A 23,588-nucleotide genomic window follows, 5' to 3' on the forward strand; every position below is an offset into this window, starting at 1 on the left:
TCCAGCTTCTAGTGCGGCGGCGCTACCTGCCGTATGCGCGCCAGGCGCAGGGCCGCCAGGTCCGCCGAGCCGGTGCAGAAGCAGGCGATGCGCAACTGCTCGATGATCACGCTGAAATGCTCGATCACCGCCTCGCTTGAGCACAGTGCGCCGGGCAGCGCGGCGGCGGCCTGTCCGGCCAGATCGGCACCCAGACGGATCGCCTTGGCCACGTCCACGCCGTCGCGTATCCCGCCCGAGGCGATCAGTGGCGTCCCCGGGCAAGCCTGGCGCACCTCGCACAGCGCCTCGGCGGTGGGGATGCCCCAGTCGGCGAAGGCCAGCGCGATTTGCTTTCGGGCCGGGGTGCGTGCCCGTTGCGCCTCGACCGTGACCCAGTTGGTGCCGCCGGCGCCGGCGACGTCGATCACTGCGACGCCGGCTTCGATCAGGCGCCGTGCCACCGGGGCGCTGATGCCGGCGCCGACCTCCTTGACCACCAGCGGTACGCCGAGGTGGGCGGTGAGCCGGCAGATGGCGCTGAGCACGCCGCGCCAGTCGCGGTCGCCCTCCGGCTGTACGGCCTCCTGCAAGGGGTTCAGGTGCACGATCAGGGCGTCGGCTTCGAGCATGTCCACTGCCCGCCGTGCCTCTTCCAGGCCGAAGCCGGCGGCCAGCTGCGCCGCACCGATATTGGCCAGCAGCGGCACGTCAGAGGCCAGCTGGCGCAGCTGTCGGGTCAGGCCGTGGTCGGCGCCGGTTTCCAGGGCGATACGCTGGGAGCCGACGCCCAGAGCGATGCCGAGTGCCTGCGCCGCCTCGGCCAGATGTCGGTTGATGGCCGCGGCCCGTGCAGGGCCGCCGGTCATGGAGCTGATCAGCAGCGGCGCGCGCAGGGGACGGCCGAGGAAACTCGTGCTCAGGTCGATCTGCTGCAGGTGCAACTCCGGTAGTGCGCAATGCTCGAAGGCAAAGGCGGCGAAGCCGGTATTGCCGTGCCGCTTGGTCCGGGACGGGTCGAGGACGATGTCCAGATGGTCGTTCTTGCGCGCCGCCAGTTCGTCTCCTGCCATCGCTGTTCCCTGGTTCGGTGGAGTGGGACTGCGGAGGTCGGAAAATCTGTTCGTTAAGATTGTACAGAATTGGAAATATGTACAAGAATTTTAGCGTTCTTTCTTCCGCTCGCCTTTTCAGAAAACGGAGTTTCTGGACCTCATGGCAACTTCACTTGTGCCACCCCAAGGTGACACCTTCGCCGACGACCTTGGCGCGCTGCGTGGGCGGATCGACCGGCGCCTGGCGCATGTGCTGTCCGCCTCCGCGGATGGGAACGACCTGATCGGCACGGCGATGGAGGCTGCGCTGCTCTCGCCCGGCAAGCGCGTGCGTCCGCTGATAGTGGTGCTGGCAGGAAGCCAGCTGGGCGCCCGCGAGGCGCCGCTGCTGGACCTCGGGTGCGCGCTGGAGATGGTCCATGCCGCCTCCCTGGTGCTCGACGACATGCCGTGCATGGACGATGCGCGTCTGCGCCGGGGCCTGCCGACCGTGCATGTGCGTTTCGGCGAGGATCTCGCCGTGCTGACGGCGGTGGCGCTGCTCGGCCAGGCCTTCAAGGTGATTTCCAGTGCAGCCGAGCTGCCGTCGTTGCTGCGTGCCCGGCTGGTCGGCGTGCTCGCCGACGCGGTGGGGGCACAGGGGCTGGTGCGCGGCCAGTATCAGGATCTGCGCGAAGGCCGTCGGCCGCGCCGGATCGGCGAGATCGCCGAAACCAATTACCTGAAGACCGGGGCGCTGTTCGCCGCGGCCCTGGAGATGGCGGCACAGGTCGCGCATGCCCGCGACGACGTGCGCATGATCCTGCGCGAGGCGGCACTCGAGCTGGGGCAGGCCTTCCAGCTGTACGACGATTTGTGCGACGGCGCCTCGGATGCGCCGCTGTGCAAGGATCCGGGCAAGGATGCCGGCAAGTCGACCCTGGTCGCCCTGCTCGGGCAGGACGCGGCCAGGCAGCGTCTGCATGGGCACGTGCAGCGCATCGCTACCCTGCTGAGTGGCGTGTACGGGTCGGATTGCCTGCTCCTGCGGCTCCTTTACCTGCTGTTTCCGCGTCTGTACTAGGCCGGCGGCTGGCGCTTTGAAGGCGTCGGGACAGCCGTTAATATGCGCACCTCATTTTTTGCAGGACTGCCGTCATGACCATCAAATCGGACAAGTGGATTCGCCGCATGGCCCGGGAGCAGGGCATGATCGAGCCCTTCGTCGAGCGCCAGGTGCGCACCGAGGGCAGCGAGCGGCTGATTTCCTACGGCGTGTCCAGCTACGGCTACGATGTGCGCTGCGCCGATGAGTTCAAGGTGTTCACCAACATCCACTCGGCCACGGTGGACCCGAAGAACTTCGACGAAAAGAGCTTCGTCGACGTCAAGGGCGACGTGTGCATCATCCCGCCGAATTCCTTCGCCTGGCGCGCACCGTCGAGTACTTCCGCATCCCACGCAACGTGCTGACCATCTGCCTGGGCAAGAGCACCTATGCCCGCTGCGGGATCATCGTCAACGTCACCCCGCTGGAGCCGGAGTGGGAAGGCCACGTGACCCTGGAGTTCTCCAACACGACGACCTTGCCGGCGAAGATCTATGCCAACGAAGGCGTGGCGCAGATGCTCTTCCTCGAGTCCGACGAGCCCTGCGAGGTGTCCTACAAGGACCGCGGCGGCAAGTACCAGGGGCAGACCGGGGTGACCCTGCCCAAGGCCTGATTGCCCAGGCGACGGCATGAGGTCCGTGGGCGGCCCTTTCTCGTCGCCTCAGGTCTCGGCCTTTTCCTGCAGGACGGACGCCTGCTCGATGAGCTGTTCGAGCGCATTGTTATCGTACTTGCCGTAGAGCAGGTCGCGCAAAGCGGTCTTTTCGATTTTCGTGCCGTTTTCCCGGCAAGCGGAGAACAGCCGGGAAAGCATGGCCGTATCCACCGTACGCGCCAGGCTCAGCTCGGGGTCTATGCTCCACAGCTTTTCCCCGAATCGCTGAAGGCGCCGACCTTGAGTACCTTCGAGCGGACCAGGATGATCAGCGCCTTGTTGATTTCGGCGCTGGTGAGGGTCTGGCTGTGCTTGCGGGCCTCTTCGGCGATCCGCTCCTTGCTCTGGTCCGGATGGGCGCGGGCGAGCTGATAGACCTCGTTCAGGGCCTTGCTGGGCGTGAGGCGCCACTGCTTTTTCCTGAGCAGTCTTTCGTAGGTTCTCACCAGGGAGTCCTGGATGCTCTCCTCCCGGGGCTCGCCGGTCGGGTCGCCGCTCTTCAGCGTCGCGGTCCAGGACTTGTTCTTCCCGTCCTGGGCGACTTCGATCGAGTCGATCGCCTTGAGGAAGTCGATGAACGAGCGATAGCCGAGATCTCGTTCGTTGAACGCGCTGTCGACGCTGAGCATGCCGTTTTTCAGGGTGGAAAGCGGCAGCGTCTGGTCGGCGGCCTTGAGGATCTTTTCGGCCAGATCCATGGCATCGTCGATGTTCGAGCGCAGTTCCTTCTTGCTGGTCGCTTGCTCGCTGCTGGTGTAGAGGTACTTCGAGCAGGAGGTCTTCACGCTTTCGCTGAGCGGCGAACGGGGGCCGACGCCGATCACTTCCTTGCCCATCTCGCGCAGCTTGCGAAACAGCGGCGAGAAGTCGGAGTCCCCGGTCGCCAGGACGAACCACTGGATGCCCGGCAGGTTGTGGGCATAGTCGATCACGTCGATGGTCAGTTGGATGTCGGACGAGTTCTTCTTGCTGACCGGATGGAAGTTGTGGATCAGCTCGAAACCGAGCCGGTTGAGCTCGCTCTGGAAGCCCTGCACGCAGGGGTTGCCCCAGTTCCCGTAGGCGCGCCGAACGATCAACTGGCCGATGGCGCTGAGTTCGGCGATCAGCAGATCCGGGCCATTGTTTTTCAACCAGTGCGTCAGGTTTTCAACGTCGATGAACAGTGCGATTTTTGATCGATCCATGATGTCTTTCTGGTGAGGGCGGAGGGGGCGCAGGCGTCCTGGCCTGCACGGGAGTATCCCTTGTCCGGTCGTCTATCGTCACCTCCAGCGGAGCGGGGGAATTACTCCGGACCGGCGGACTCTACCGACTGTAGCCATCGGGCCGGCAGTTCGTCGTCCCTTACCGTCGGAGGTCGTCATGGAGATCCGTCATCACAGCGAAACCTTTCACCAGCCGTCGATAATGGAGCCCGGCCGGCCCTGGCTGGCGGGCAATCCTGCCGGGGATCCGGAGCCGGGCGTGCCGGGGCAGCCCCATGAGCCCGGCGTGCCGACGCAACCGACCGAGCCAGGAGAGCCGACCCGGCCGGACCAGCCGCCGCCGGCGCCGGTAGCCTGATCCCCCATCGTACGGCGCCTGCTCGTCAGGCGCCGTGCCGTAACTCGCTCAGCAGGCCGACGACTTCTTGGTCGGTGGTTTCGCCGAAATCGCCGTAGTGCCGCCAGATCGCGCCGAAGGGTTGGGGCATGGCCAGGCAGACCAGCTCGTCGACCAACGGCTGCAGATCCTCGACGACTTCACACGGAGCGACCGGAACAGCCAGGATCAGTTGCCCGGGGCGGATTTGGCCAACCCCTTGAGGGCTGCCCGCACGCTGCTGCCGGTGTCGATGCCGTCGTCGACCAGGATCACGCAGCGGCCGGCCACCGAGGGCGGTGGCTCGCTGCAGTACAGCCGCCGGGCGCATTCCAGTTCCAGCAGCTGGCGCTGCATTTCCAGCTCGAACCAGCCGGACGGCGGACGCACCTGGCGCACCACTTTCTCGTTGACCACGAATTGCGGATTGGCGCCATCGATCACCGCGCCTAGCGCGAGTCCGCTGTGCCCGGGGGCGCCGATTCGACGCACCAACAGGATGTCCAGTTCGGCGTGTAACGTTCTGGCGACCTCGAAGGCGACCGGGACACCGCCGCGCGGCAGGGCGAGCACCAGTGGCCGTTCGGACGCATGGGGCATCAGCGCTTCGGCCAGCTCCAGGCCGGCGCTGCGGCGATCGAGGAACAGGTGGGGGGCATGGCTGGCTGCGTGCATGGGATCACTCTCCGAACGGGTAGGTTTCGGCCTGCCCCACTTGCGGCTGGCGAGGCCCCAAGGGCGTGACGGCGCGGGTTTCCTCCAGCCAGATCCAAGCGTCGAACTGTTCGGCCAGCACGGCTTCGAAGTAATGGCTCTGCCGCTCGGTCTCCGGCCGGTAGATCACGCCGATGGCGCGTTCCAGCAGGGTTTCGGAGAGGACCGCATGCAGCTCGGTGGATGCCTTGTCACGCCAGTCGGTAAGGGAGGCGGATGTGCCGGTGTGCAGAAACAGACGCTCCCAGCTGTCCGGGCGCGAGGGGCGAACCTGCTTGATGCGCATCGGCTCGTCCCACTCGTTGGCGCAGGCCACCTCGCCGCGGTCGGTGCCCATGCCGATCAGCACGGCACCTCTGCCCCAGGCGGTACGACTCAGTTCGCCGATGTTGAACTCGCCTGCCCAGCCCATCGCCGTAGCATCGGCATTACCGATGTGCGAGTTATGCGCCCAGACCACCGCCTTGGCCTCGGGGCCGCGGTGCTCCAGCAGGCTGCGCAGGGTGTCGAACATGTGCCGGTCGCGCAGGTTCCAGGAGGCGCTCGAGCCGTGATACATGATCCGGTAGTAATGCTCGGCGGAACGCACCACACGGGCATTCTGGGTGGCGTCGAAGAAGTCCTCGCCATCCTGGCCGAGCGCCTCCAGGCGCAGTTCGAGCAGGCTGCGCAACTGTTCGACCACCGCCTCCTCGCAGGACTGGCTGCCATAGAGGACATCGCGGCCGTAGCGGACCGGTGCATCCTGCCAGGGCATCAGGCAGCCATAGCGCTGGCGTGCCTCCCGGGCGGCCTGGGCGTCGGTCTTGTCCAGGTAGTCGAGCACCGCACCGATCGAGGTGGCCAGGCTGTAGACATCCAGGCCGCGAAACTCGACGCGCCGCTCGTACGGTAGATTCCGGTTGAAGCGGCTCAGCCAGTCGCAGAACTCGGCGACCTCTAGGTTGCGCCACATCCAAGTGGGAAAGCGCTGGAAGGCCTGGTGCTCCCAGTCGGGTGGCTGTTGTCGGCGTACCTGACGGTCGATCTGCGCGGCGTCCGGCCAGTCGGCCTCGACCGCGACGATGTTAAAGCCGTGCCGTTCGATCAGGCGCCGGGTGATCGCCGCGCGGGTGCGGTAGAACTCGGAGGTACCGTGGCTCGCCTCGCCGATCAGCACCACCCGGGCATCGCCATAGCGGTCGAACAGGCTGGCGAAGGCTTCGCTGTCGAGCGCAGGGAGGGAAATGGCATGGCGGCACAGCAGTTCCACGTGCTCCCGGGTCTCCGGGGAGGCGAGCCGGGCATCGAAAGGCTTTCTCATGGAGGCCTCCTGAAGGCCTGGCGCCACCGGGTGGGGCGGGCGGCAGGCGTTGGCAGGATTCTTCAGAAAGCCTAGCCACATTTGGCCGACTGGCGAACTGCGCGGAGGGGATCTAGTCTGATTTGCAATCGGACCAGGATGTCTATCCGCACGCATTGGTGGTTAAAACGGAGGAGTAAATCATGGCTATATGGTCGATTACATTCAACAAGGACGGTAATACGGTCAAGATGGTGACCGAATCGGTAGCCAAGCCAACGTTGGAGGAGGCCAGTCGGAAAGTGCTGGAGCTGGCGCGGCGCGAGGGATTCGAGCGCCATGACAGCGAGGCCGGCAACGGATCGGGTGGTAATGGAGCGAAGGAGCCAGCGCTGCAACTGTTCGAGCGCTATGGCATTACCTTGAGCGGTATCCTGAAGGCAGGCTGAGTCGTACAGCGACCGACCCAGGCACTCACCCCGGCCATCGATGATGATGGTGCCGGGATTCTTTGGTTTGCGCCCTGTGGGGCCATATCATCAACTCGGTCCTACGGCACCAGCAGCAGGCGCTGGTTGCCGTAGGTCTTGTCGAGATTTTCCGCCTTGAAGGGAAAGCTCATATAGCGCCCTTCGAGCCAGGCATCGATACCGTCCTTGTAGTGCGGGCTGGCCGGGTTGCCGGACTGGCCTGTGCTGTTCAGTCCGAGCATGGGCTCTTCGCGGCCGAAGTCGACGATGATGCGCATAGCCGGGATCAATTGGCTGTCAAAATCCTGTCCCCAGCGATAGGCGGAAACGTTCAGCGTGTCGTGATCGCCGCCGGCGGCTTGGGGCGCGCGGTTCAGATAGCCGCCGAGCGAGTGGATGGCGGTGCGCTGGCGAGCATCGAGGTAAGGGGCCAGACGGGTGTTGTCGCTGATCCACTGATAGCGGTGCAGCTTGCCCCATTGCCAGGCGCTGCGGTCACTGCCGAGTCGGCTCTCCAGGTGGTTTACCGCGGCTGCCAGGCTGCGCGCGAGAATAACCGGCTTGTCCTCGGATTGCGGAGTGGCGATATCGTCCCAGAACGGGCTGTCCTCACGACCGAGCAGGTGGTCGGCTTGGGCCGAGTAGGAGAGCCCGGACATCTGCAGCAGGGCCTGCCAGGTCGGGCTATCGTCCGGGCCGAGTTCGTCCAGGAAGATCTGCCGTGCACTCTCCTGCAGGAAGGCGCCATACAGGGCGGCGTCCGCCGAGCCGGCGGCCAGCCGGCCGTCAAAGGCGAGCAGCCGGGTCAGAGCTTCGCGGGCCCTGTCGCGATCGGCTGGAGGCAGGGCGTCGACCGCCCGACGCAGTGGCCCGGCCATACCCGGTGCTTCCAGCATGGCCTTGAGCTTGGCGGCGAAGAGGGTAGTCTGGTCGTATTGCATGGCGATCATGCTCTGGGTGTCGTGATGGCCGTGGCCAGCCAGTTCGGCGATGCGCTCGGCGCGCTCCGGGTAGTACCAACTGCTGGACAGCTGCATACCATAGCCGCGCGGCACCGTGCGCTGGTTGGCGGTGCCCAGCCAGCCTTGCGCCGGGTCCTGGTCGTAGGGATGCAGCATGGGATCGGCGAATCCGTCCCAGTCATAGGCGCCGTTCCAGCCCGGCGAGGGCAGGAGGCCGAGGCCTCCGCGGCGATTGGGGTAGCGCCCGGTGACCTGCCAACCAATGTGCTCGGCATCGGCGAACACCAGGTTCACTGCCATGGCGCGCAGTTCGCCGGTCGTGGCGAAGGCCTCGTTCACCGAGCGGGCGCGGGACAGCTGGAAGAAGGCGTCCAGGCTCCGATCGTCGTCGAACGGCAGCGTCTGCAGGGCCAGGCCATGACCGCTGCGCAACGGCAGGGGCTGCAGCGGATGCTTGCGCTCGCCGAGCACGCTGTTCAGCAGCGGTCCGTGACGGGTTTCGTAAAGGGTTTCACGGATGGGTTGCGTGCCCTTGACGAGGAAGGTCTCCTGACGTTCGCGGGCTGGCAGCCATTGGCCGTCGGCAAGGTAGTGGAGACGCCCGCTCTCGCTTCTGACCCGCTCGAGGAAGAGATCCTGGGTGTCGGCCATGACCATGGTCATGCCCCAGGCCAGCTTTCCGTTGAAGCCGGCGATCACGGCGGGGATGCCGGCGACGGAGACCCCTGCGATCTGGCGCTGTGGCGTACGGATATGTACGAAGTTCCACAGCGAGGGCAGAGCCAGAGGCAGGTGGGTGTCGTTGGCCAGGAGGCTCTTGCCGAGCCGGCTGTCGTGCGGCGCGATGGCCCAGTTGTTGGAGGCGGCGACACCCAGCATGTTCAGCGCGGTGACCTGGCCGGCTGCCTGGTTCAGTGCGGTGAGGCCGGGAATCTGTCCCTTGAGATCGAGGTCCTTAAGCTTGTCGGCCTCCGCGATCGGCAGGGGTTCGTCCGGGTAGATCGGCGTCAGCCAGGCCAGCCGCTCCGCGCCGATCCTCTGTGCCAGCGTGAGTGCAGAGACTTCTTCCTGCAGGTTGGTCGACAGGCCGAAATTCAGCAGGCAGAACAGCAGCACCGAATCTTCAGCAGTCCAGTATGCCGGCTGGTAGTCGGACTCGGCCAGATCCATGGGCAGCCGCTCGCGGTGACGGAACAGGAAGGCATTGACCCCGCGGGCATAGATCTCGAAGTCCTGCTTCAGTTGAGGCGAAGCATTGCGATAGAGCGTTTCGGCGCGGCGCCGAAGGCTCATCGCGCGCATGAAGCGGTCGGTGTCGAGAACGCCCGGGCCGAGCATCTCGGCCAGTCGTCCCTCGGCCATCAGGCGCAGGCCGACCATCTGGCTGAGACGATCGCTGGCATGCACATAGCCGAGAGCGAACAGGGCATCGTGGTCGTTGCGGGTTTCGATCAGTGGCATGCCGAGAGTGTTGCGCCGCACCACAGCGCTGTCTGCCAGCCCCTGGATATGCAGCACGCCCTGCGCAGGTGGCAGGCTGTCCGCGTAGCGCTTGTCGACCATCGACTGACAACCGGCGAGCACGAACAGGGAGGCGAGGCCGGCACCGAGGCTCAGGCGGGACAGGTAGCGAAACGGGCGCGAGCGCATGCGGCGGGTTCCTTCGAACAGGCGGGGCGAGATGGGCGCCTTAAGGTAGGGAGGCAGCGTACGGCTTGCAAGCGAGCCGGAGTTCAACGAACTGCAACCAGCTCCTCCTCCAGCAGCCAACGCGCGCTGCTGCGGGCGGCTGCCTTGTGCTGCAGTTCGAGGCTGGCGAATAGAGCTTCGTGCTCACGCCGTTCTGTCCTGCTCAGGGCTTTCCAGGCTGCATGCGTGGGAATGTGGGCGGTAGCCGCGCAGAGCTCGTGGAAAACCTGCAGGCGTTCGCTCTGGCTCAGTTGCGGGTCGTAGTGTTCGAGCAGGGCCTTGATGCGGATGGCGCCTTCGATGAGGGGCAATTGCCCTGCGAGCAGGCTACCGGCGAGGATGCGAAGATGCTCGGCGAGCTGCGTTCGGCGTTCTTCTTCGGCGGCCCTACGAGCCTTATGGCGTAGCCATACACGGCGCCAGAGAGCGAAGGCCATGCCACCCAGGGCAAGCACGATCAACAGGGCGGCCAGCAGCAGGCCGACGATCAAAGGGCTCATGGGCGGTCAGTCCCGGATGTAGTCGCTGGGGGTTATTTCGCCATAGCGGGAAACCAGAACGTCGCGTCCGAACAGCAGGCCCGTCTTGGCCTTGCCCTGCAATTGATACTGGATCGGCCGGTCGGGCTCCTCCAGCAGCTTGACGATGCTCTTCATATGCCGCCAGAGGTTGGTCGTGACCAGCACGTCGAACTCCTCGCGACCGCGGGCGGGCACGGTGAACCATCTGCTAGATTCTCCCTTGGCCAGGCGGATGTCGTTCAGAAACACTTCATAATCCAGGCCGCGGATCGGCAGGCTCGCCCAGTTGGGGTTGTCGACGCGAAAGCGCAGGATGAATTGTTGTTCCAGCAGGCGGGCCTTGACGACGTTGACCTTGACCAACTGGACATCGGGGTCCTTGAAGGCTCCGGTCATCCACGTGGAGCAGCCGGCAAGGCCGGAGAGCAGAGCGAGTAACCCCAACAGGCCTAGAATTCTTGTGATTTGCGCCTGGAAAAACATGCTGAACTCCAAAGGGGGCCTCAGTGTAGCAAGCGGCTGTCTGGCTGCAACCTTTGCCGGATCGTCCGCAGGCGCGGGATGATCTGCTTCGCAGAAGTCTTTTTTGCCTGATTTCCGAGCTTGTTGGCCGAAAAAAAACTGCGCCATACTGCCCGGCGATTGGGATATGAGCATGACCATGAGCCGCTACCAGATCGTTTTCTACGGCCAACTGGTGCACGGAGCTTCTCGGGAGCTGGTGCAGGCCAATCTGACCAAGTTGTTTCGCGCGGATGCTGCACGCATTGCCGCACTGTTTTCCGGCCGGCGCGTATCCCTCAAGAGCAATCTGGAGGCCGATGAGGCAGAGAAATACCGGTCCACTCTGGAGCGGGCCGGCGCCCTAGTGGATATTCTGCCGATGGAGGCAGTAGCGCAGCTTGCCTCAGGGCAAGAAACCGCTCCTCCCGCCAAGCAGCCCGAGTCCTCCCGCAAGCTTCTCGTGGTGGCACCGCGGGATGTCTATATGGCGGCCTTTGCCGCAGTCGAGGCTCCGGATTTCGGGGTCGCTCCGATTGGCGTCGATCTACAGGAGCCGAAGCCCGACGCATCGCCGCCGCCTCTGGATCTGAGTGCACTGAGCCTGGCTCCGGTCGGAGACGACATGGGACAGTCTCCGGCGCGGCCGGCCGGTCCGCTGCCCGATATTTCCCATCTTCATCTGGAAACGTTCTGATTTCGGGGCTCCTTTTCCCCGATGGGGCAGGGGGCATGCAAGGCTGCTTTGAATCGTCACCGTATACACCCGATATCTGGGATGGGGAATGGCAGGGTGACGAGTGTGCTCAATAATTAAGAATTGTTCTCATGTGCTGGGTATTTCCGCTACGTATGCGGGAATGGCTTATCTTTCCAGTTCCCGAGCCACCTGCCGCAGTGCATCTGCGCAGCATTTCTTGAATTTCAGTCCGCTGTCGCAGGGGCAGGGATCGTTGCGTCCTGCGTGCAGCGGGACGGTCGGATCGAGAAAATACCAGCAGCCGTCATGCCGTACGAAAGCAGAGCGTTCGCGATGGACATGCTCGCCCGAGGCATCGCGCCAGTGCGCGTTGAAAGTGACGAAGGCATGCGTTGCGCTATTGGCGGGGAAAAGCTCGGCCTTTTCTACCAGCAGACCGAGCCAGGTGCTCTGCTGGCTCCAGGCACGTATCGCCTCTCGATCCAGCCCGGCCTGTTGGGCCGGCAGGGTGGTTCGCAGCAGATAGTCGATGTCGCCCAGTACGTAGGCGCTGTAGCGCGAGCGCATCAGGTGTTCGGCGCTGGGGCGGGAGTGCCGGCCAGGTATTGGCCGCAGCATTCGTTGGGCTGGCTGCCGCTGCCGCAGGGACAGTCCGAGCGCTGTGCTGGCATGGAGTCGCTGATCATCCGTTCACCACCAGTACTTGCCGAAATTCTCGGGGTTGGCCCAGAACTTGGCATTCAGCCAGTCCGGTATCTGCTTGTAGTCGTAGAGATCGTAGGTGAACAGCGTGAGGATCTGTTCGTCGCGTCGAAAGCGCTCGCTGGCCTGCAGCGCCAGGGCGAAGAAGTCGGTATCCTGCCAGCCGCATGCCGCCAGGTCGACCAGTACCGCAAGGCGATTGGCGTTCAGGTTGCGAATGCCGCCGAGCAGCTCCAGGCCGGTGCGGCGCGGCAGATGCTCCAGGCAGTCGACCAGCACGGCCAACTCGTAGCGCTGGGCGGCGACCTCGGCGGGCAACGGGCCGGCGGCGCAGTGAGTCACCTGGGCTGCCGGATGCCTACTGTGGAAAGCCTCGAGGGCGGGTAGATCGCTGGCACCGACCAACAGTAGCCGGTCCGGAGCGTAGCGCTCGAGCAGAGCGGCGAGGGCCTGCTGCGGCGTGCGGGAAGAAAAGCTGTCGGTCATCGAAGATCCTCGATCGGATATGCAGCTGAGTTCAAGAGTAAGGCATGGGTAGCCGTGCCGGCGGCGAAGCCTGACGGATGTTCCGTCTGGATAAGGATCGCATGACGAGAGCGCGATGAAACTGTTGCTGACCTTGGGAAAGACCCTGATTCTGACGCTGTGGCTGGCACTTGCCGGTGCTTTCTTGCAGCCGTTGAGCAAACCCTTCGATCTGCTGTTGCCGATCTGCGGCGGCTTGTTACTGCTCGCCCACCTGCTCACGCTGGTGCTGTTCGAGCGCGTACTCAAGGCCGGCCCGCCGTGCTGGAAGAGCCGTCTGCAGATTCTGTTATTCGGTATCTTCCATCTGTACCTTCCGCCGAAGGCTAGTCAGACATGACTGCTTCGCTCAAGCCCTTCAGAACGTCGGTCGGGCGGCGGCAATGGCGACCAGCGACAGACCGATCAGCAGGTTGAATCCCACCACCCGGCGAATCCGCCCCAACGCCGCACCACCGGCCGGCCAGTCGCGAAGCTCCACAGCCCTGCGCAGTTGCGGCAACTGCAGCAGCTGCACGCGCAGAAAGAGGGCGAGCATCACCAAGTACAGGCCCATCATGATGTGTACGTAGGCGGGTGCCGTCTCGAGGCTGGGAAAGCGCAGGTGCAGCAGGCCGACACCGCTGATCGGCAGCAATAGCACCGCCACCCAGACCCATTGGAAGAAGCGGCGGAACACTTCCGGCCAGAGCTTCAGCCGAGCGGGCGCGTCCAGCTCGCTGACCGCGGCGGGACGCAGGATCATCCAGGCGAAGAACATGCCGCCAACCCAGATCAGGGCGGGTAGCACATGCAGGGTGTAGGTAAGGGAATAAGGTGTCATTCGGCAATCTCCGGTGGTGGTCCACACAACGCGCGCTATCATAGCTGCCCATTTGCACACTGAAAATTTGTCCAGTTTCGATTCGGGAAACGGAATGCTCAGCGCCGAACTCAAGTCACAGATCCAGGGTGCCTACTCCCGCTTTCTCGAAGCCAAGGGTCTCAAGCCGCGCTACGGCCAGCGTCTGATGATCGCCGAGGTGGCCAGAGTCTTGGGCGCCATCGTCAGCGACGACGAAGGCCGGCGCCAGGGCGAGCCGGCGGTGGTCGCGGTGGAGGCGGGCACCGGTACCGGCAAGACCGTTGCCTACAGCCTGGCAGCGATTCCCGCGGCCAAGGCGGCCGGCAAGCGCCTGGTGATCGCCACCGCAACCGTCGCCCTGCAGGAGCAGATCGTCAACAAGGACCTGCCCGATCTGATGCGCAACAGCGGCCTGAATTTCAGCTTTGCCCTGGCCAAGGGGCGCGGCCGCTATCTGTGCCTGTCGAGGCTTGATCTGCTGCTGCAGGAGGGCCAGGCGCAGAGCGCCACCGCCCAGCTGTTCGAGGAGGAAGGCTTTCGCATCGATGTCGACGAGGCCAGCCAGAAACTCTTCACCCAGATGATCGAGAGGCTCGCCGGCAACCGCTGGGACGGCGACCGCGATGCCTGGCCGCAGGCCATCGAGGACGACACCTGGTCGCGGCTGACCACCGACCACAGCCAGTGCACTGGCCGGCACTGCCCGAACTTCCAGCAGTGCGCCTTCTACCGGGCGCGCGAGGGCATGACCAAGGTCGACGTGATCGTCACCAACCACGACATGGTGCTCGCCGACCTCGCCTTGGGCGGCGGCGCCGTGCTGCCCGATCCGCGCGAGACCCTCTACGTGTTCGACGAGGGCCACCACCTGCCGGACAAGGCCATCGGCCATTTCGCCCATTTCACCCGGCTGCGCTCGACCGCCGACTGGCTGGGGCAGGTGGAGAAGAACCTGACCCGGCTGCTCGCCCAGCATCCGCTGCCCGGCGAGCTGGGCCGGTTGATCGAGGGAGTGCCGGAGCTAGCCCGCGAGCTGCGCACCCAGCAGCAGTTCATGTTCGCCGCCTGCGAGCAGTTGGCCGATTTCCGCGCCGGCGAGGACAGGGACGGCCGCGAGAGACCACGCCACCGCTTCGTTGGCGGAGTGGTGCCGGAGCACCTGCGCGAGCTGGGGCTCGAATTGGAGAAGGGTTTTTCCAGGCTGGCGGAACTCTTCACCCGTCTCACCGAGCTGCTCAAGGAGGCGATGGACGGCGAGCCCAGCATGGGCCTGGCCAGCCACCAGGCGGAGGAATGGTATCCGCTGTTCGGCAGCCTGCTGGCGCGGGCCGAAGGCAACTGGCAGCTGTGGGTCGCCTTCACCGCGGAGGACCCCGAGGACAGTCCGCCGATGGCGCGCTGGCTGACCCTGACCGAGAGCGGTGCCCTGCACGACATCGAGGTCGATGCCAGTCCGATCCTCGCCGCCGAGACCCTGCGCCGCCATCTGTGGAACATCGCCCATGGTGCGCTGGTGACCTCCGCCACCCTGACCGCGCTGAACAGCTTCGACCGCTTTCGCATGCGCGCCGGGCTACCGAAGAGCACTATCACTGCGGTGGTGCCCAGCCCCTTCGCCCATGCCGAGGCGGGTCTGTTGCGGATACCCGACCTCAAGGCCGACCCGCGCGACGCGGCTGCGCACACTGCTGCCATCGTCCGTGAGCTGCCGCAGCTGGTGGAGGGCGCGCGCGGGGTCCTGGTGCTGTTTTCCTCGCGCCGGCAGATGCAGGACGTCTTCGATGGCCTCGAGCGCGACTGGCGCAGGCGTGTGCTGATCCAGGGCAACCTGTCCAAGCAGGAAACCCTGAACCGCCACAAGGCGCGGGTCGACGAGGGCGAATCCAGCGTGCTGTTCGGCCTGGCCAGCTTCGCCGAAGGCGTCGATCTGCCCGGCGCCTACTGCGAGCACGTGGTGATCGCCAAGATCCCCTTCGCCGTGCCTGACGATCCGGTGGAAGCGGCGCTGGCCGAGTGGATCGAGGCGCGCGGCGGCAACCCGTTCATGGAGATCGCCGTGCCCGACGCCGCGCTGCGCTTGGTCCAGGCCTGTGGCCGCCTGCTGCGCACCGAGGAGGACCGCGGCACCATCACCCTGCTCGACCGTCGGGTGGTGACCCAGCGCTATGGCAGGGCGATCCTCGAGGCGCTGCCGCCTTTCCGTCGCGAGATCGGCTAAGCAGCTGACATACCTCTCCGGTGGCTGGTGACGGTGGAAAAAATCCGTCCCGGCCGCGCATCAGGACGCCGTCCAGATGCGGAGTGTGATGAAATAGGCCCTCGGTCAGAGCCGCTGCGCCTGCTTCACCGGCGCAGGGGCGACTGGCATTATGCCAATCCCTGTTGTCCACCTCCCGTCCCGCTGGAGAGCGAGCTCGATGATCCGTCCCCTGGTTTCCCTGCTGTTTACTTGCTGTCTTGTGCCCATGTCTGCACAGGCGGCCGGCGAGCAGGTGCTGTTCAACTTCGTGCGTCCCACCGATGTCGTGCAGGTCAAGGGCGAGGGTGCCCTCCTGCCTGCGCTGACCGCGGAGACCGTAGCAGGGGGAGAAGCGCTTCGCCGAGTAACCTTCAATCCCCAGGAGGGGCCGAGCCTGCGCTTGACGCCCCAGCAGGGCAGCTGGGACTGGTCCACTGCCGGGGCGGTCAGCTTGCGTATCCAGAATGCCATGGACTGGGCGCTGACCCTGCAGGTGAGCATCGAGAGCGCCGACGGCAAGCTTCTCAAGGGCATCGTCGCGCTTCTGGCCGGTCCGGCGCAGACCTTGGTGCTGCCGCTGCACGCCAGCTCGCCGACAGCACAGGGCATGCGTGCCGCGCCGCCGATGCCCTGGAGCTATGACAATCAGCGCCTGCTCGTTGCGACCAGCCTGGCGGGCGAGATCGATTCCCGCCAGGTGAAGGCGGTGACCATTTCCCTGGAGAAGCCGGACGTGCAGCAGAGCATCCTGCTTGGGCGTTTCGGCGTGCGCGAGGATCTCGAGCCGGTCGTCTACCGTGGTATCGTCGATGCCTATGGGCAATACAGCCGGGGCGACTGGCCGGAGAAGGTCACCAGCGACAAGCAGTTGAAGTTGGCTGCCGAGCAGGAGAGGGCGCAGCTTGGCCGCTGGCTGGCCGAGCGGCCCCAACTGGATCGCTTCGGTGGCTGGCTGAAGGGGCCGCAGCTGGAAGCTACAGGTTTCTTCCGCGTGGCCAAACACGAAGGTCGCTGGTATCTGGTGACGCCGGAAGGACATCCGTTCTTTTCGCTCGGTGTAAACACCGTTTCCTCCGGCAATAGCCGCACCTACACCGAGGGCCGCGAGGGGATGTTCCTCGAGTTGCCTGGCAAGGACAGCCCGTTGGAGGCCTTCTACGGGGCCAGCGACAACCGTCAGGCTACCGGCGCCAACGCGGGACGAAAGTTCGCCCAGGGGCGCTGGTACGATTTCTATCGAGCCAATCTCTATCGCACTTATGGCCAGACCTGCGCACCGAGCGAGTCGCCGGCCGGAGCTGCAGCGGATAAGGCCGAATCGGCGCCCGCAGAGGTAGCGGCCGCTTCCCCTGGCGAGGTGCCCGCCGCGCCGCAGGCTGTCCAGGAGGCCAGCCAGCCCGTCGCGTCGTCCGCCGGGCAGCAGGCCGTCGCACCGCCCTGCGTCGCTCAGTTCTTCGATGCACAGCGCTGGCGCGAGCACACCCTGGACCGCCTGCAGGCCTGGGGCTTCAATACCCTCGGCAATTGGAGCGATCTCGCCCTGGGAGCCATGCGCCGGGTGCCCTATACGATTCCGCTGCTGATCCGTGGCGACTATGCCACCATTTCCACCGGCTACGATTGGTGGGGGGGCATGCCCGACCCCTTCGATCCGCGTTTCGCCATGGCCACCGAGCGTGCCATCGCCATTGCCTCGCGCGATCACCGTAACGACCCCTGGGTAGTCGGCTATTTCGCCGACAACGAACTCAGCTGGGCCGCGCCGGGCACGGACCCGAAGGCCCGGTACGCCTTGGCCTACGGCACTCTGCGACAGACCACCGATGTGCCGGCCAAGCGCGCCTTCCTCAAGATGCTGCGCGACCGCTATCGCAACCAGCAGGGCCTTTCTGCCGCCTGGGGCATCGAGCTGCCGGCCTGGGAACTGATGGAGGATCCGGGCTTCGAAGCGCCTCTGCCGAGTCCCGAGCATCCGGCCATCGAAGAGGATCTGCAGCGCTTCCAGCAACTCTTCGCTGATACTTATTTCAAGACCATCGCCGAGTCGCTGAAATGGCATGCCCCTGATCATCTGCTGCTCGGCGGCCGCTTTTCCATCTCCACTCCCGAGGCGGTTGCAGCCTGTGCCAAGTACTGCGACGTGCTGAGCTTCAACTTCTATACCCGTGAGCCTCAGCATGGCTATGACTTCGAGACTCTGCGCGCACTGGACAAACCGGTCCTGGTCAGCGAGTTCCATTTCGGCTCGCGGGATCGCGGTCCATTCTGGGGGGCATGGCCGAGTTGTACAAGGAAGAGGAGCGCGGGCCGGCCTATGCGCACTTCCTCGAGCGGGCCTTGGCCGAGCCATCGATCGTCGGCGCGCACTGGTTCCAGTATCTCGATCAGCCGGTGACCGGGCGGCTACTGGACGGGGAAAACGGTCATATCGGTCTGGTCGGTGTCACCGACCGGCCGTTTGCCGGTTTCGTCGACGCGGTACGCAAGGCCAACCTGAAGGTTGGGAATACCTTCGAGGCGGCTGCTGCGCCGACTGCCGGCAAACCGCAGCTCGAAGGCGGTGCTCCGGCCGAGTCGCCAGCCAAGACGCAGTGATGATGTCCATAAAGGTTCCGTGCAGGAGTTCACAAAACCCCGCTGCAGCTGGGAGAATGATGAACGGTTGGCTGCCAGGAGAGACAGGGTGCAGGTTCAAGGCTATTTCGATCTCAAGTTCGAGGCGTTGAAGGAGGCGTTCGCCGCGCTGTTCGAGGACGGCCAAACGCGTGGCGCGGCGCTCTGCATCCAGGTCGGCGGGGAAACTGTGGTGGACCTGTGGGGCGGGACTGCCGGTCGGGACGCAAGCGAGGCCTGGCAGAGCGATACCATCGCCAACCTGTTTTCCTGCACCAAGCCCTTCGCCGCGGTGACCGCCTTGCAGCTGGTGGAGGAGGGTAAGCTGGACCTCGATGCTCCGGTGGCCCGGATGTGGCCCGAATTCGCCGCCGCCGACAAGGCAGGCATCACCCTGCGGCAGTTGCTCTGCCACCAGGCGGGTTTGCCGGCGATCCGTGCACCGCTGGCGCCGGAAGCGCTCTACGATTGGCAAGCCATGACCGCAGCGCTGGCCGCCGAGGTTCCCTGGTGGGGGCGGCACGACAAAGGGCACGGCTACGCACCGATCACCTTCGGCTGGCTGGTCGGCGAACTGTTGAGACGTGCCGATGGCCGTGAGCCTGGCGATTCGATTGCGGCGCGCATTGCCCGACCGCTCGGCCTGGACTTCCATGTCGGGCTGGATGATGCCGAATTCCATCGGGTCGCCCACATCGGGCGGGGCAAGGGCAATCTGGGCGATGCCGCTGCGCAGCGTCTGCTCAAGGTCACCCTGAGCGAGCCGGAGGCCCTGACCACTCGCGCCTTCACCAACCCGCCATCGGTCCTGAACAGCAGCAACAAGCCCGAGTGGCGGCGCATGCACCAGCCGGCGGCGAACGGCCACGGCAATGCGCGCTCCCTGGCGGGCTTCTATACCGGGCTGCTCGACGGTCGTCTGTTGCCGGCCGAGCTGCTCAATGAAATGACGCGCGAGCATAGTTGCGGCGAGGATCGCACCCTGCTCACCCCGACCCGTTTCGGCCTCGGCTGCATGCTCGATCAGCCCGCGCTGGCCAATGCCACCTTCGGCCTCGGTCCCAAGGCTTTCGGCCATCCCGGGGCCGGCGGTTCCTGTGGTTTCGCCGATCCCGAACGCGAGCTGGCGTTCGGCTTCGTCACCAACAGCTTGGGCCCCTATGTACTGATGGACCCACGGGCGCAGAAGCTGGCGCGCCTAGCGGGAGATTGTCTGGGCTGACGCCGCTCGTCTGCCTGTCAATGCAATACCTTGCCTGCGGTGAGGTTGCGGCCAGACTCAAATTCGACCCTGAGGCCTGCCACCGTCATGCTGTCCGTGACGCCTCGCCATTCGAAGCCCTTTCTCAACGACGGGACCTGTCGATGAAACTTCTCATTAAAAGCAGTACCCTGATCCTTTGCATGGCCATCAGCGCTTGCAGTTCCTCCGGTAAGCCGGAACGTTCCGTTACCCAGGCAACCAAGCCTAGTTCGCCAGCGGCCAAGTTCGAGTCCAAGGAGAGTCGGGCCTGGACTGCGGACCACGAAGCGCGTGTGCGAGAAGCCGTCAAGGGCAGCCAGTTCGAGGTGGAGCGTCGTGGCGATCTGCTGGTCGTGACGGCCCCGGTGGACAGCTCGTTCAACCCGGACCGGCCGACCATGCTGCTGGTGGCGTCCTTGGGGCCGCTCAGCCGGGTGGCCAAGCTGGTGGCGCAAGACCGCGAGGTCGCCGTGCTGCTGCTGGGGCATGGCGACAGCAGCGGGTCGCCTGCATTGAATCTCAAGCTGAGCCAGGAGCGGGCGCAGTCCATGGCTTCGATCTTCCGTCTGAGTGGCCTGCACCATGACCGTCTGATGTACAAGGGAATGGGCGACAACGCTCCGCGTGCCAGCAATGACAGCAAGGACGGGCGTTCCCTCAATCGCCGTGTGGAGATGTTCCTGACCACCCGTGGTAGCCTGCCTACCGTGCTGGCCCAATACGGTGCATCAGGGGTGCGGGTGGTTGCCTCAGATCAAGCGAAGAAATGACGGGCTGATTAACATCTGTCCGAATCCAACTTATCTGAAGGACCCCGCCATGCCCCAGACTCTGGCCGACATGCGCCGCGACTACACCCGCGCCGGCCTTTGCGAGGCTGATGCCCCGCTCGAACCCTTTGTCCTGTTTCATCAGTGGTTTGCCGAGGCGATGAAAACCGAGCAATTGCCGGTTGAGCCCAATGCCATGAGCCTGGCGACCGTGGACAGCAATGGGCGGCCGCATTGCCGGGTTCTGCTGCTCAAGGGGCTGGATGAGCGCGGCTTCACTTTCTTCAGCAATTACGACAGCGCCAAGGGACAACAGCTGAAATCACGGCCGTTCGCTGCCATGACCTTCTTCTGGCCCACCCTGGAGCGTCAGGTACGCATCGAAGGACAGGTGGAGCGGGTGACGCCGCAGGAGTCCGACGCCTATTTCCAGGTGCGCCCGCTGGGCAGTCGTCTGGGAGCCTGGGCCTCGCCGCAGAGTCAGGTGATTCGCGATCGTGCCGAGCTCGAAGAGTTGCTGGCGCTGACCGAAAAACGCTTCCTCGATCAGGCGCCGCACTGCCCCGGGCATTGGGGGGGATATCGCCTGCTACCCGAGCGCATCGAGTTCTGGCAGGGGCGTGCCAGTCGTCTGCACGACCGGCTCAATTATCGCCAGGAGAAAGGCATCTGGATCCGTGAGCGCCTGGCGCCTTAAGCCCGTCGCCAGGAGGGCCGGCGGCTTGCCCTGTATCTGGACGCTCGCCGGTCGCGGCCCCGCTGTAGCGGCCCGGCGTTCTCTCTCGTGGGATACTGTGCTATCGGCTTAACCCGGGCTCTGTGGCTGGTAACGAACCCGAACCTGCAGACACCGCTATGAGCCATAAAAGACTATGTGCTTTTCTGCGATGACCGAAGGTCGGGTTCCAAGGCTCAGCGTCCGCCGTAGATCTGGTCGAAAACACCGCCATCGTTGAAGTGAGTCTTCTGGATGGTCGGCCAGTCGCCAAAGGTCTTCACTACGTTGAGCAGCTCAACCTTGGGAAAGCGGTCGGAGAATTCGGCGAGAATCTTCGGATTGCGCGGACGCAGGTAATTGTTGGCGGCGATGCGCTGGCCCTCGTCGGACCACAGGTACTTCAGGTAGGCCTCGGCCTCCTTGCGGGTGCCTTTCTTGTCGACCACCTTGTCGACCACCGCCACCGGCGGTTCGGCTTCGGCAGAGACGCTGGGGTAGACCACCTCGAAGCCGCCGCGGCCGAATTCGCGGGCGATCATTTCCGCCTCGTTCTCGAAGGTCACCAACACGTCGCCGATCTGGTTCTGCATGAAGGTGGTGGTGGCGGCGCGGCCGCCGGTGTCGAGTACCGGCGCCTGCTTGAACAGCTTGCCGACGAAGTCGCGGGCGGCTTTTTCGTCGCCGCCGTTTTTCAGCACGTAGCTCCAGGCCGAAAGGTAGGTGTAACGGCCGTTGCCCGAGGTCTTGGGGTTGGGGACCACCACCTGTACGCCCTCCTTGAGCAGGTCGGGCCAGTCCTTGAGTTGTTTCGGGTTGCCCTTGCGGACGATGAACACGGTCGCCGAGGTGAAGGGCGCACTGTTGTCCGGCAGGCGCTCGGCCCAGTTCTCCGGAATCAGCTTGCCGTGTTCGTACAGGGCGTTGATGTCGGTGGCCATGTTCATGGTGATGACGTCGGCCGGCAGGCCGTCGATCACTGCGCGGGCCTGCTTGCTGGAGCCGCCGTGGGACATCTGGATCTGCAATGGCGGGTTGCCCTCGGCCTGCCAGTGCTTCTGGAAGGCCGGGTTATATTCCTTGTAGAAGTCGCGCATCACGTCATAGGAGACGTTGAGCAGGGGAGCCGCCTGGCTGGTGACGGAGGCCAGAGCCACGCTGGCGGCCAGCAGGGAAGAGGTCAGCAAACGCTTCATGAAAACGATCCAGTGTTACGGATGAAAGATAGAAGAACTATAGGATAATTTTTTTATTCCATAAAAGAATAATTGGTTACTTAAATATTCCACCTTATGGATACTTTTTATTCCTATTAGCGATTAATAAATCAAAATTTATTCTTTTTATTTTATAGCCGCCCTGCGCATAGTGGCCGCCAGTTCAGGACCACGCTGCAGGAGCAAAACATGAGCATTCGTCTCGGCGACATTGCGCCCGACTTCGAACAGAATTCCAGCATAGGCCGCATCCGCTTTCACGAGTGGCTGGGCGATAGCTGGGGAATCCTCTTCTCCCATCCGGCCGATTTCACCCCGGTATGCACCACCGAACTGGGTTTCACCGCCAAGCTCAAGGACGAGTTCGACAAGCGCAACGTCAAGGCTATCGCTCTGTCGGTGGACCCGGTGGACTCCCATCTGAAGTGGATCGACGACATCGAGGAGACCCAGGGCGCCCAAGTCAACTTCCCGATCATCGCCGATGCCGACCGCAAGGTCTCCGACCTCTATGATTTGATCCACCCGAATGCCAACGACACCCTGACCGTGCGTTCGTTGTTCATCATCGATCCGAACAAGAAGGTACGGCTGATCATCACCTATCCAGCGAGCACCGGGCGCAACTTCCACGAGATCCTGCGGGTGATCGATTCGCTGCAACTGACCGACAACTACAAGGTCGCCACCCCGGCCAACTGGCAGGATGGTGAGGAGGTGGTGATCGTGCCCTCGCTGCAGGATCCGGAGGAGCTCAAGCAGCGTTTCCCGAAAGGTTTCCGCGCAGTGAAGCCCTACCTGCGCCTGACCCCGCAACCGAATCGGTAAGGAGACCGCCATGCATGTCGTCCTGATTTCCGGCAGTCCCTCGCAACGCTCGCGCGGCGAGCTGCTGTTGGACTACGCCCGCGCCCATCTGGAGCGCCGAGGCATCGCGGTGTCGCTGATCCGGGTGCGCGACTTCGCTGCCGAGGAACTGCTCCACGCCCGCTTCGACAGTGCCGCGGTGCGCGATCTGCAGGCCACGGTCGGCCTGGCCGACGGCCTGGTCGTCGCCACTCCGGTGTACAAGGCATCTTTCTCCGGCGCGCTGAAGGTGTTGCTCGATCTGCTGCCTGAACGGGTGCTCGCCGACAAGGTGGTGCTGCCGGTCGTCAGCGGCGGCAGCCCGGCCCATCTGCTGGCGGTGGACTACGCCCTCAAGCCGGTGCTCTCGGCGCTCAAGGCGCAGGAGGTGCTGACCGGGGTATTCGCCGTGGATGCGCAGATCGCCTACCCCGAGGGCGAGCAGCCAGCCCACTTTGACGACGAGCTGGTCCAGCGGCTCGACGAGTCCCTCGATGATCTGGTCGCCGCGCTGATCCGCCGTAGCGGTGCCCTGGATGTTCACCTCCCCAACGACCGGCCGGAACACGTCCGCCGGAGTCTCTGATTTAGTTCGCCGCTGTCGACGGCGAAAATCCCCCGCCTTACTGGCCCGTCAACGGGCGAGCAGGTCGCATACCCAGTCAATGTGAA

Annotated in this window: 23 protein-coding genes and 3 pseudogenes; 13 read left to right on the forward strand and 13 right to left on the reverse strand. The window is 64.4% G+C overall.

Annotated elements, in window-relative coordinates; all coding sequences use genetic code 11:
• Positions 1-8: 8 nt before the first annotated feature.
• Positions 9-1,052, reverse strand: a complete 1,044-nt coding sequence (gene fni, locus Atro_RS20885; protein WP_497925479.1) for a type 2 isopentenyl-diphosphate Delta-isomerase — start codon at positions 1,050-1,052, stop codon at positions 9-11.
• A gap of 142 nt (positions 1,053-1,194) precedes the next feature.
• On the opposite strand from fni, the gene Atro_RS20890 reads away from it, so the two are divergent.
• Both Atro_RS20890 and dcd read left to right on the forward strand, forming a co-directional pair.
• Entirely contained in the window at positions 1,195-2,097 is a 903-nt protein-coding gene (locus Atro_RS20890) for a polyprenyl synthetase family protein (RefSeq protein ID WP_497925481.1), read from the forward strand.
• Between the two features lie 125 nt (positions 2,098-2,222).
• Positions 2,223-2,737, forward strand: a pseudogene (gene dcd / locus Atro_RS20895) (dCTP deaminase).
• 48 nt (positions 2,738-2,785) lie between these two features.
• Here dcd and Atro_RS20900 read toward each other — a convergent pair.
• Positions 2,786-2,938: a hypothetical protein gene (locus Atro_RS20900; protein ID WP_497925483.1), complete on the reverse strand. Its 153-nt coding sequence runs from the start codon at positions 2,936-2,938 to the stop codon at positions 2,786-2,788.
• A gap of 38 nt (positions 2,939-2,976) precedes the next feature.
• Positions 2,977-3,966, reverse strand: coding sequence for an NYN domain-containing protein (locus Atro_RS20905; RefSeq protein ID WP_497925484.1), 990 nt, complete (start codon positions 3,964-3,966; stop codon positions 2,977-2,979).
• A gap of 178 nt (positions 3,967-4,144) precedes the next feature.
• On the opposite strand from Atro_RS20905, the gene Atro_RS20910 reads away from it, so the two are divergent.
• Entirely contained in the window at positions 4,145-4,345 is a 201-nt protein-coding gene (locus Atro_RS20910; protein ID WP_497927745.1) for a hypothetical protein, read from the forward strand.
• 25 nt (positions 4,346-4,370) lie between these two features.
• Here Atro_RS20910 and Atro_RS20915 read toward each other — a convergent pair whose 3' ends face one another.
• From Atro_RS20915 to Atro_RS20925, 3 genes are read right to left on the reverse strand one after another with little or no spacing between them, the layout of a single operon-like run.
• On the reverse strand, positions 4,371-4,502 hold the full coding sequence (locus Atro_RS20915; protein ID WP_497925486.1) for a hypothetical protein: 132 nt from the start codon (positions 4,500-4,502) through the stop codon (positions 4,371-4,373).
• 50 nt (positions 4,503-4,552) lie between these two features.
• Positions 4,553-5,038: a phosphoribosyltransferase gene (locus tag Atro_RS20920; RefSeq protein WP_497925488.1), complete on the reverse strand. Its 486-nt coding sequence runs from the start codon at positions 5,036-5,038 to the stop codon at positions 4,553-4,555.
• Positions 5,039-5,042: 4 nt separating this feature from the next.
• The gene (locus tag Atro_RS20925; protein WP_497925489.1) at positions 5,043-6,380 is read right to left on the reverse strand and encodes an erythromycin esterase family protein; all 1,338 of its coding nucleotides are present in this window, start codon (positions 6,378-6,380) and stop codon (positions 5,043-5,045) included.
• 182 nt (positions 6,381-6,562) lie between these two features.
• Between Atro_RS20925 and Atro_RS20930 the strand changes: the two genes are divergently transcribed.
• Entirely contained in the window at positions 6,563-6,808 is a 246-nt protein-coding gene (locus Atro_RS20930) for a hypothetical protein (protein ID WP_497925490.1), read from the forward strand.
• 101 nt (positions 6,809-6,909) lie between these two features.
• Here Atro_RS20930 and Atro_RS20935 read toward each other — a convergent pair whose 3' ends face one another.
• The 3 genes from Atro_RS20935 to Atro_RS20945 form a co-directional block, all read right to left on the reverse strand.
• Entirely contained in the window at positions 6,910-9,441 is a 2,532-nt protein-coding gene (locus Atro_RS20935; RefSeq protein ID WP_497925492.1) for a penicillin acylase family protein, read from the reverse strand.
• A gap of 83 nt (positions 9,442-9,524) precedes the next feature.
• Positions 9,525-9,980, reverse strand: a complete 456-nt coding sequence (locus tag Atro_RS20940) for a DUF2489 domain-containing protein (protein WP_497925493.1) — start codon at positions 9,978-9,980, stop codon at positions 9,525-9,527.
• Between the two features lie 6 nt (positions 9,981-9,986).
• Positions 9,987-10,484, reverse strand: coding sequence for an LEA/WHy family protein (locus Atro_RS20945; RefSeq protein ID WP_497927723.1), 498 nt, complete (start codon positions 10,482-10,484; stop codon positions 9,987-9,989).
• A gap of 178 nt (positions 10,485-10,662) precedes the next feature.
• Here Atro_RS20945 and Atro_RS20950 point away from each other — a divergent pair, with 178 nt between their 5' ends.
• On the forward strand, positions 10,663-11,199 hold the full coding sequence (locus Atro_RS20950) for a hypothetical protein (protein WP_497925495.1): 537 nt from the start codon (positions 10,663-10,665) through the stop codon (positions 11,197-11,199).
• Between the two features lie 168 nt (positions 11,200-11,367).
• Here the strand turns inward: Atro_RS20950 and Atro_RS20955 are convergent.
• Together Atro_RS20955 and Atro_RS20960 are read right to left on the reverse strand one after the other, a co-directional pair.
• Positions 11,368-11,873, reverse strand: a pseudogene (locus tag Atro_RS20955) (YchJ family protein).
• 19 nt (positions 11,874-11,892) lie between these two features.
• The gene (locus tag Atro_RS20960) at positions 11,893-12,390 is read right to left on the reverse strand and encodes a DUF6231 family protein (protein WP_497925497.1); all 498 of its coding nucleotides are present in this window, start codon (positions 12,388-12,390) and stop codon (positions 11,893-11,895) included.
• Between the two features lie 115 nt (positions 12,391-12,505).
• Between Atro_RS20960 and Atro_RS20965 the strand changes: the two genes are divergently transcribed.
• The gene (locus tag Atro_RS20965; protein WP_497925499.1) at positions 12,506-12,769 is read left to right on the forward strand and encodes a DUF1145 domain-containing protein; all 264 of its coding nucleotides are present in this window, start codon (positions 12,506-12,508) and stop codon (positions 12,767-12,769) included.
• Positions 12,770-12,787: 18 nt separating this feature from the next.
• On the opposite strand, the gene Atro_RS20970 is transcribed toward Atro_RS20965, so the two are convergent.
• On the reverse strand, positions 12,788-13,252 hold the full coding sequence (locus Atro_RS20970) for a CopD family protein (RefSeq protein WP_497925500.1): 465 nt from the start codon (positions 13,250-13,252) through the stop codon (positions 12,788-12,790).
• A 94-nt stretch (positions 13,253-13,346) separates the two neighbouring features.
• Here Atro_RS20970 and dinG point away from each other — a divergent pair, with 94 nt between their 5' ends.
• The 5 genes and pseudogenes from dinG to pdxH all read left to right on the forward strand — a co-directional run bounded on the left by dinG (position 13,347) and on the right by pdxH (position 20,835).
• Positions 13,347-15,491: an ATP-dependent DNA helicase DinG gene (gene dinG / locus Atro_RS20975; RefSeq protein WP_497925501.1), complete on the forward strand. Its 2,145-nt coding sequence runs from the start codon at positions 13,347-13,349 to the stop codon at positions 15,489-15,491.
• A 199-nt stretch (positions 15,492-15,690) separates the two neighbouring features.
• Positions 15,691-18,107: pseudogene (locus tag Atro_RS20980) on the forward strand (beta-agarase).
• A gap of 88 nt (positions 18,108-18,195) precedes the next feature.
• Positions 18,196-19,347 carry a serine hydrolase domain-containing protein gene (locus Atro_RS20985; protein WP_497925503.1) on the forward strand — a complete coding sequence of 384 codons (1,152 nt, stop codon included), beginning with the start codon at positions 18,196-18,198 and terminating at the stop codon, positions 19,345-19,347.
• 143 nt (positions 19,348-19,490) lie between these two features.
• Entirely contained in the window at positions 19,491-20,138 is a 648-nt protein-coding gene (locus Atro_RS20990) for an OmpA family protein (protein WP_497925505.1), read from the forward strand.
• Positions 20,139-20,187: 49 nt separating this feature from the next.
• Positions 20,188-20,835, forward strand: a complete 648-nt coding sequence (gene pdxH, locus Atro_RS20995; RefSeq protein WP_497925507.1) for a pyridoxamine 5'-phosphate oxidase — start codon at positions 20,188-20,190, stop codon at positions 20,833-20,835.
• Positions 20,836-21,050: 215 nt separating this feature from the next.
• Here pdxH and Atro_RS21000 read toward each other — a convergent pair whose 3' ends face one another.
• Positions 21,051-22,049, reverse strand: a complete 999-nt coding sequence (locus Atro_RS21000; RefSeq protein WP_497925509.1) for a sulfate ABC transporter substrate-binding protein — start codon at positions 22,047-22,049, stop codon at positions 21,051-21,053.
• A gap of 210 nt (positions 22,050-22,259) precedes the next feature.
• Between Atro_RS21000 and Atro_RS21005 the strand changes: the two genes are divergently transcribed.
• Positions 22,260-22,898 carry a peroxiredoxin gene (locus Atro_RS21005; protein ID WP_497925511.1) on the forward strand — a complete coding sequence of 213 codons (639 nt, stop codon included), beginning with the start codon at positions 22,260-22,262 and terminating at the stop codon, positions 22,896-22,898.
• Positions 22,899-22,908: 10 nt separating this feature from the next.
• Entirely contained in the window at positions 22,909-23,502 is a 594-nt protein-coding gene (ssuE, locus tag Atro_RS21010; RefSeq protein WP_497925512.1) for an NADPH-dependent FMN reductase, read from the forward strand.
• Positions 23,503-23,588: the final 86 nt, after the last annotated feature.

Source organism: Azotobacter tropicalis (assembly GCF_059739045.1).

Excerpts from the sequence above, each read along its gene's own strand:
- fni (WP_497925479.1), bottom strand. The coding sequence starts at position 1,052 with ATGGCAGGAGACGAACTGGCGGCGCGCAAGAACGACCATCTGGACATC.
- Atro_RS20890 (WP_497925481.1), top strand. The coding sequence starts at position 1,195 with ATGGCAACTTCACTTGTGCCACCCCAAGGTGACACCTTCGCCGACGAC.
- Atro_RS20900 (WP_497925483.1), bottom strand. The coding sequence starts at position 2,938 with ATGCTTTCCCGGCTGTTCTCCGCTTGCCGGGAAAACGGCACGAAAATC.
- Atro_RS20905 (WP_497925484.1), bottom strand. The coding sequence starts at position 3,966 with ATGGATCGATCAAAAATCGCACTGTTCATCGACGTTGAAAACCTGACG.
- Atro_RS20910 (WP_497927745.1), top strand. The coding sequence starts at position 4,145 with ATGGAGATCCGTCATCACAGCGAAACCTTTCACCAGCCGTCGATAATG.
- Atro_RS20920 (WP_497925488.1), bottom strand. The coding sequence starts at position 5,038 with ATGCACGCAGCCAGCCATGCCCCCCACCTGTTCCTCGATCGCCGCAGC.
- Atro_RS20925 (WP_497925489.1), bottom strand. The coding sequence starts at position 6,380 with ATGAGAAAGCCTTTCGATGCCCGGCTCGCCTCCCCGGAGACCCGGGAG.
- Atro_RS20930 (WP_497925490.1), top strand. The coding sequence starts at position 6,563 with ATGGCTATATGGTCGATTACATTCAACAAGGACGGTAATACGGTCAAG.
- Atro_RS20935 (WP_497925492.1), bottom strand. The coding sequence starts at position 9,441 with ATGCGCTCGCGCCCGTTTCGCTACCTGTCCCGCCTGAGCCTCGGTGCC.
- Atro_RS20940 (WP_497925493.1), bottom strand. The coding sequence starts at position 9,980 with ATGAGCCCTTTGATCGTCGGCCTGCTGCTGGCCGCCCTGTTGATCGTG.
- Atro_RS20945 (WP_497927723.1), bottom strand. The coding sequence starts at position 10,484 with ATGTTTTTCCAGGCGCAAATCACAAGAATTCTAGGCCTGTTGGGGTTA.
- Atro_RS20950 (WP_497925495.1), top strand. The coding sequence starts at position 10,663 with ATGAGCCGCTACCAGATCGTTTTCTACGGCCAACTGGTGCACGGAGCT.
- Atro_RS20960 (WP_497925497.1), bottom strand. The coding sequence starts at position 12,390 with ATGACCGACAGCTTTTCTTCCCGCACGCCGCAGCAGGCCCTCGCCGCT.
- Atro_RS20965 (WP_497925499.1), top strand. The coding sequence starts at position 12,506 with ATGAAACTGTTGCTGACCTTGGGAAAGACCCTGATTCTGACGCTGTGG.
- Atro_RS20970 (WP_497925500.1), bottom strand. The coding sequence starts at position 13,252 with ATGACACCTTATTCCCTTACCTACACCCTGCATGTGCTACCCGCCCTG.
- dinG (WP_497925501.1), top strand. The coding sequence starts at position 13,347 with ATGCTCAGCGCCGAACTCAAGTCACAGATCCAGGGTGCCTACTCCCGC.
- Atro_RS20990 (WP_497925505.1), top strand. The coding sequence starts at position 19,491 with ATGAAACTTCTCATTAAAAGCAGTACCCTGATCCTTTGCATGGCCATC.
- pdxH (WP_497925507.1), top strand. The coding sequence starts at position 20,188 with ATGCCCCAGACTCTGGCCGACATGCGCCGCGACTACACCCGCGCCGGC.
- Atro_RS21000 (WP_497925509.1), bottom strand. The coding sequence starts at position 22,049 with ATGAAGCGTTTGCTGACCTCTTCCCTGCTGGCCGCCAGCGTGGCTCTG.
- Atro_RS21005 (WP_497925511.1), top strand. The coding sequence starts at position 22,260 with ATGAGCATTCGTCTCGGCGACATTGCGCCCGACTTCGAACAGAATTCC.
- ssuE (WP_497925512.1), top strand. The coding sequence starts at position 22,909 with ATGCATGTCGTCCTGATTTCCGGCAGTCCCTCGCAACGCTCGCGCGGC.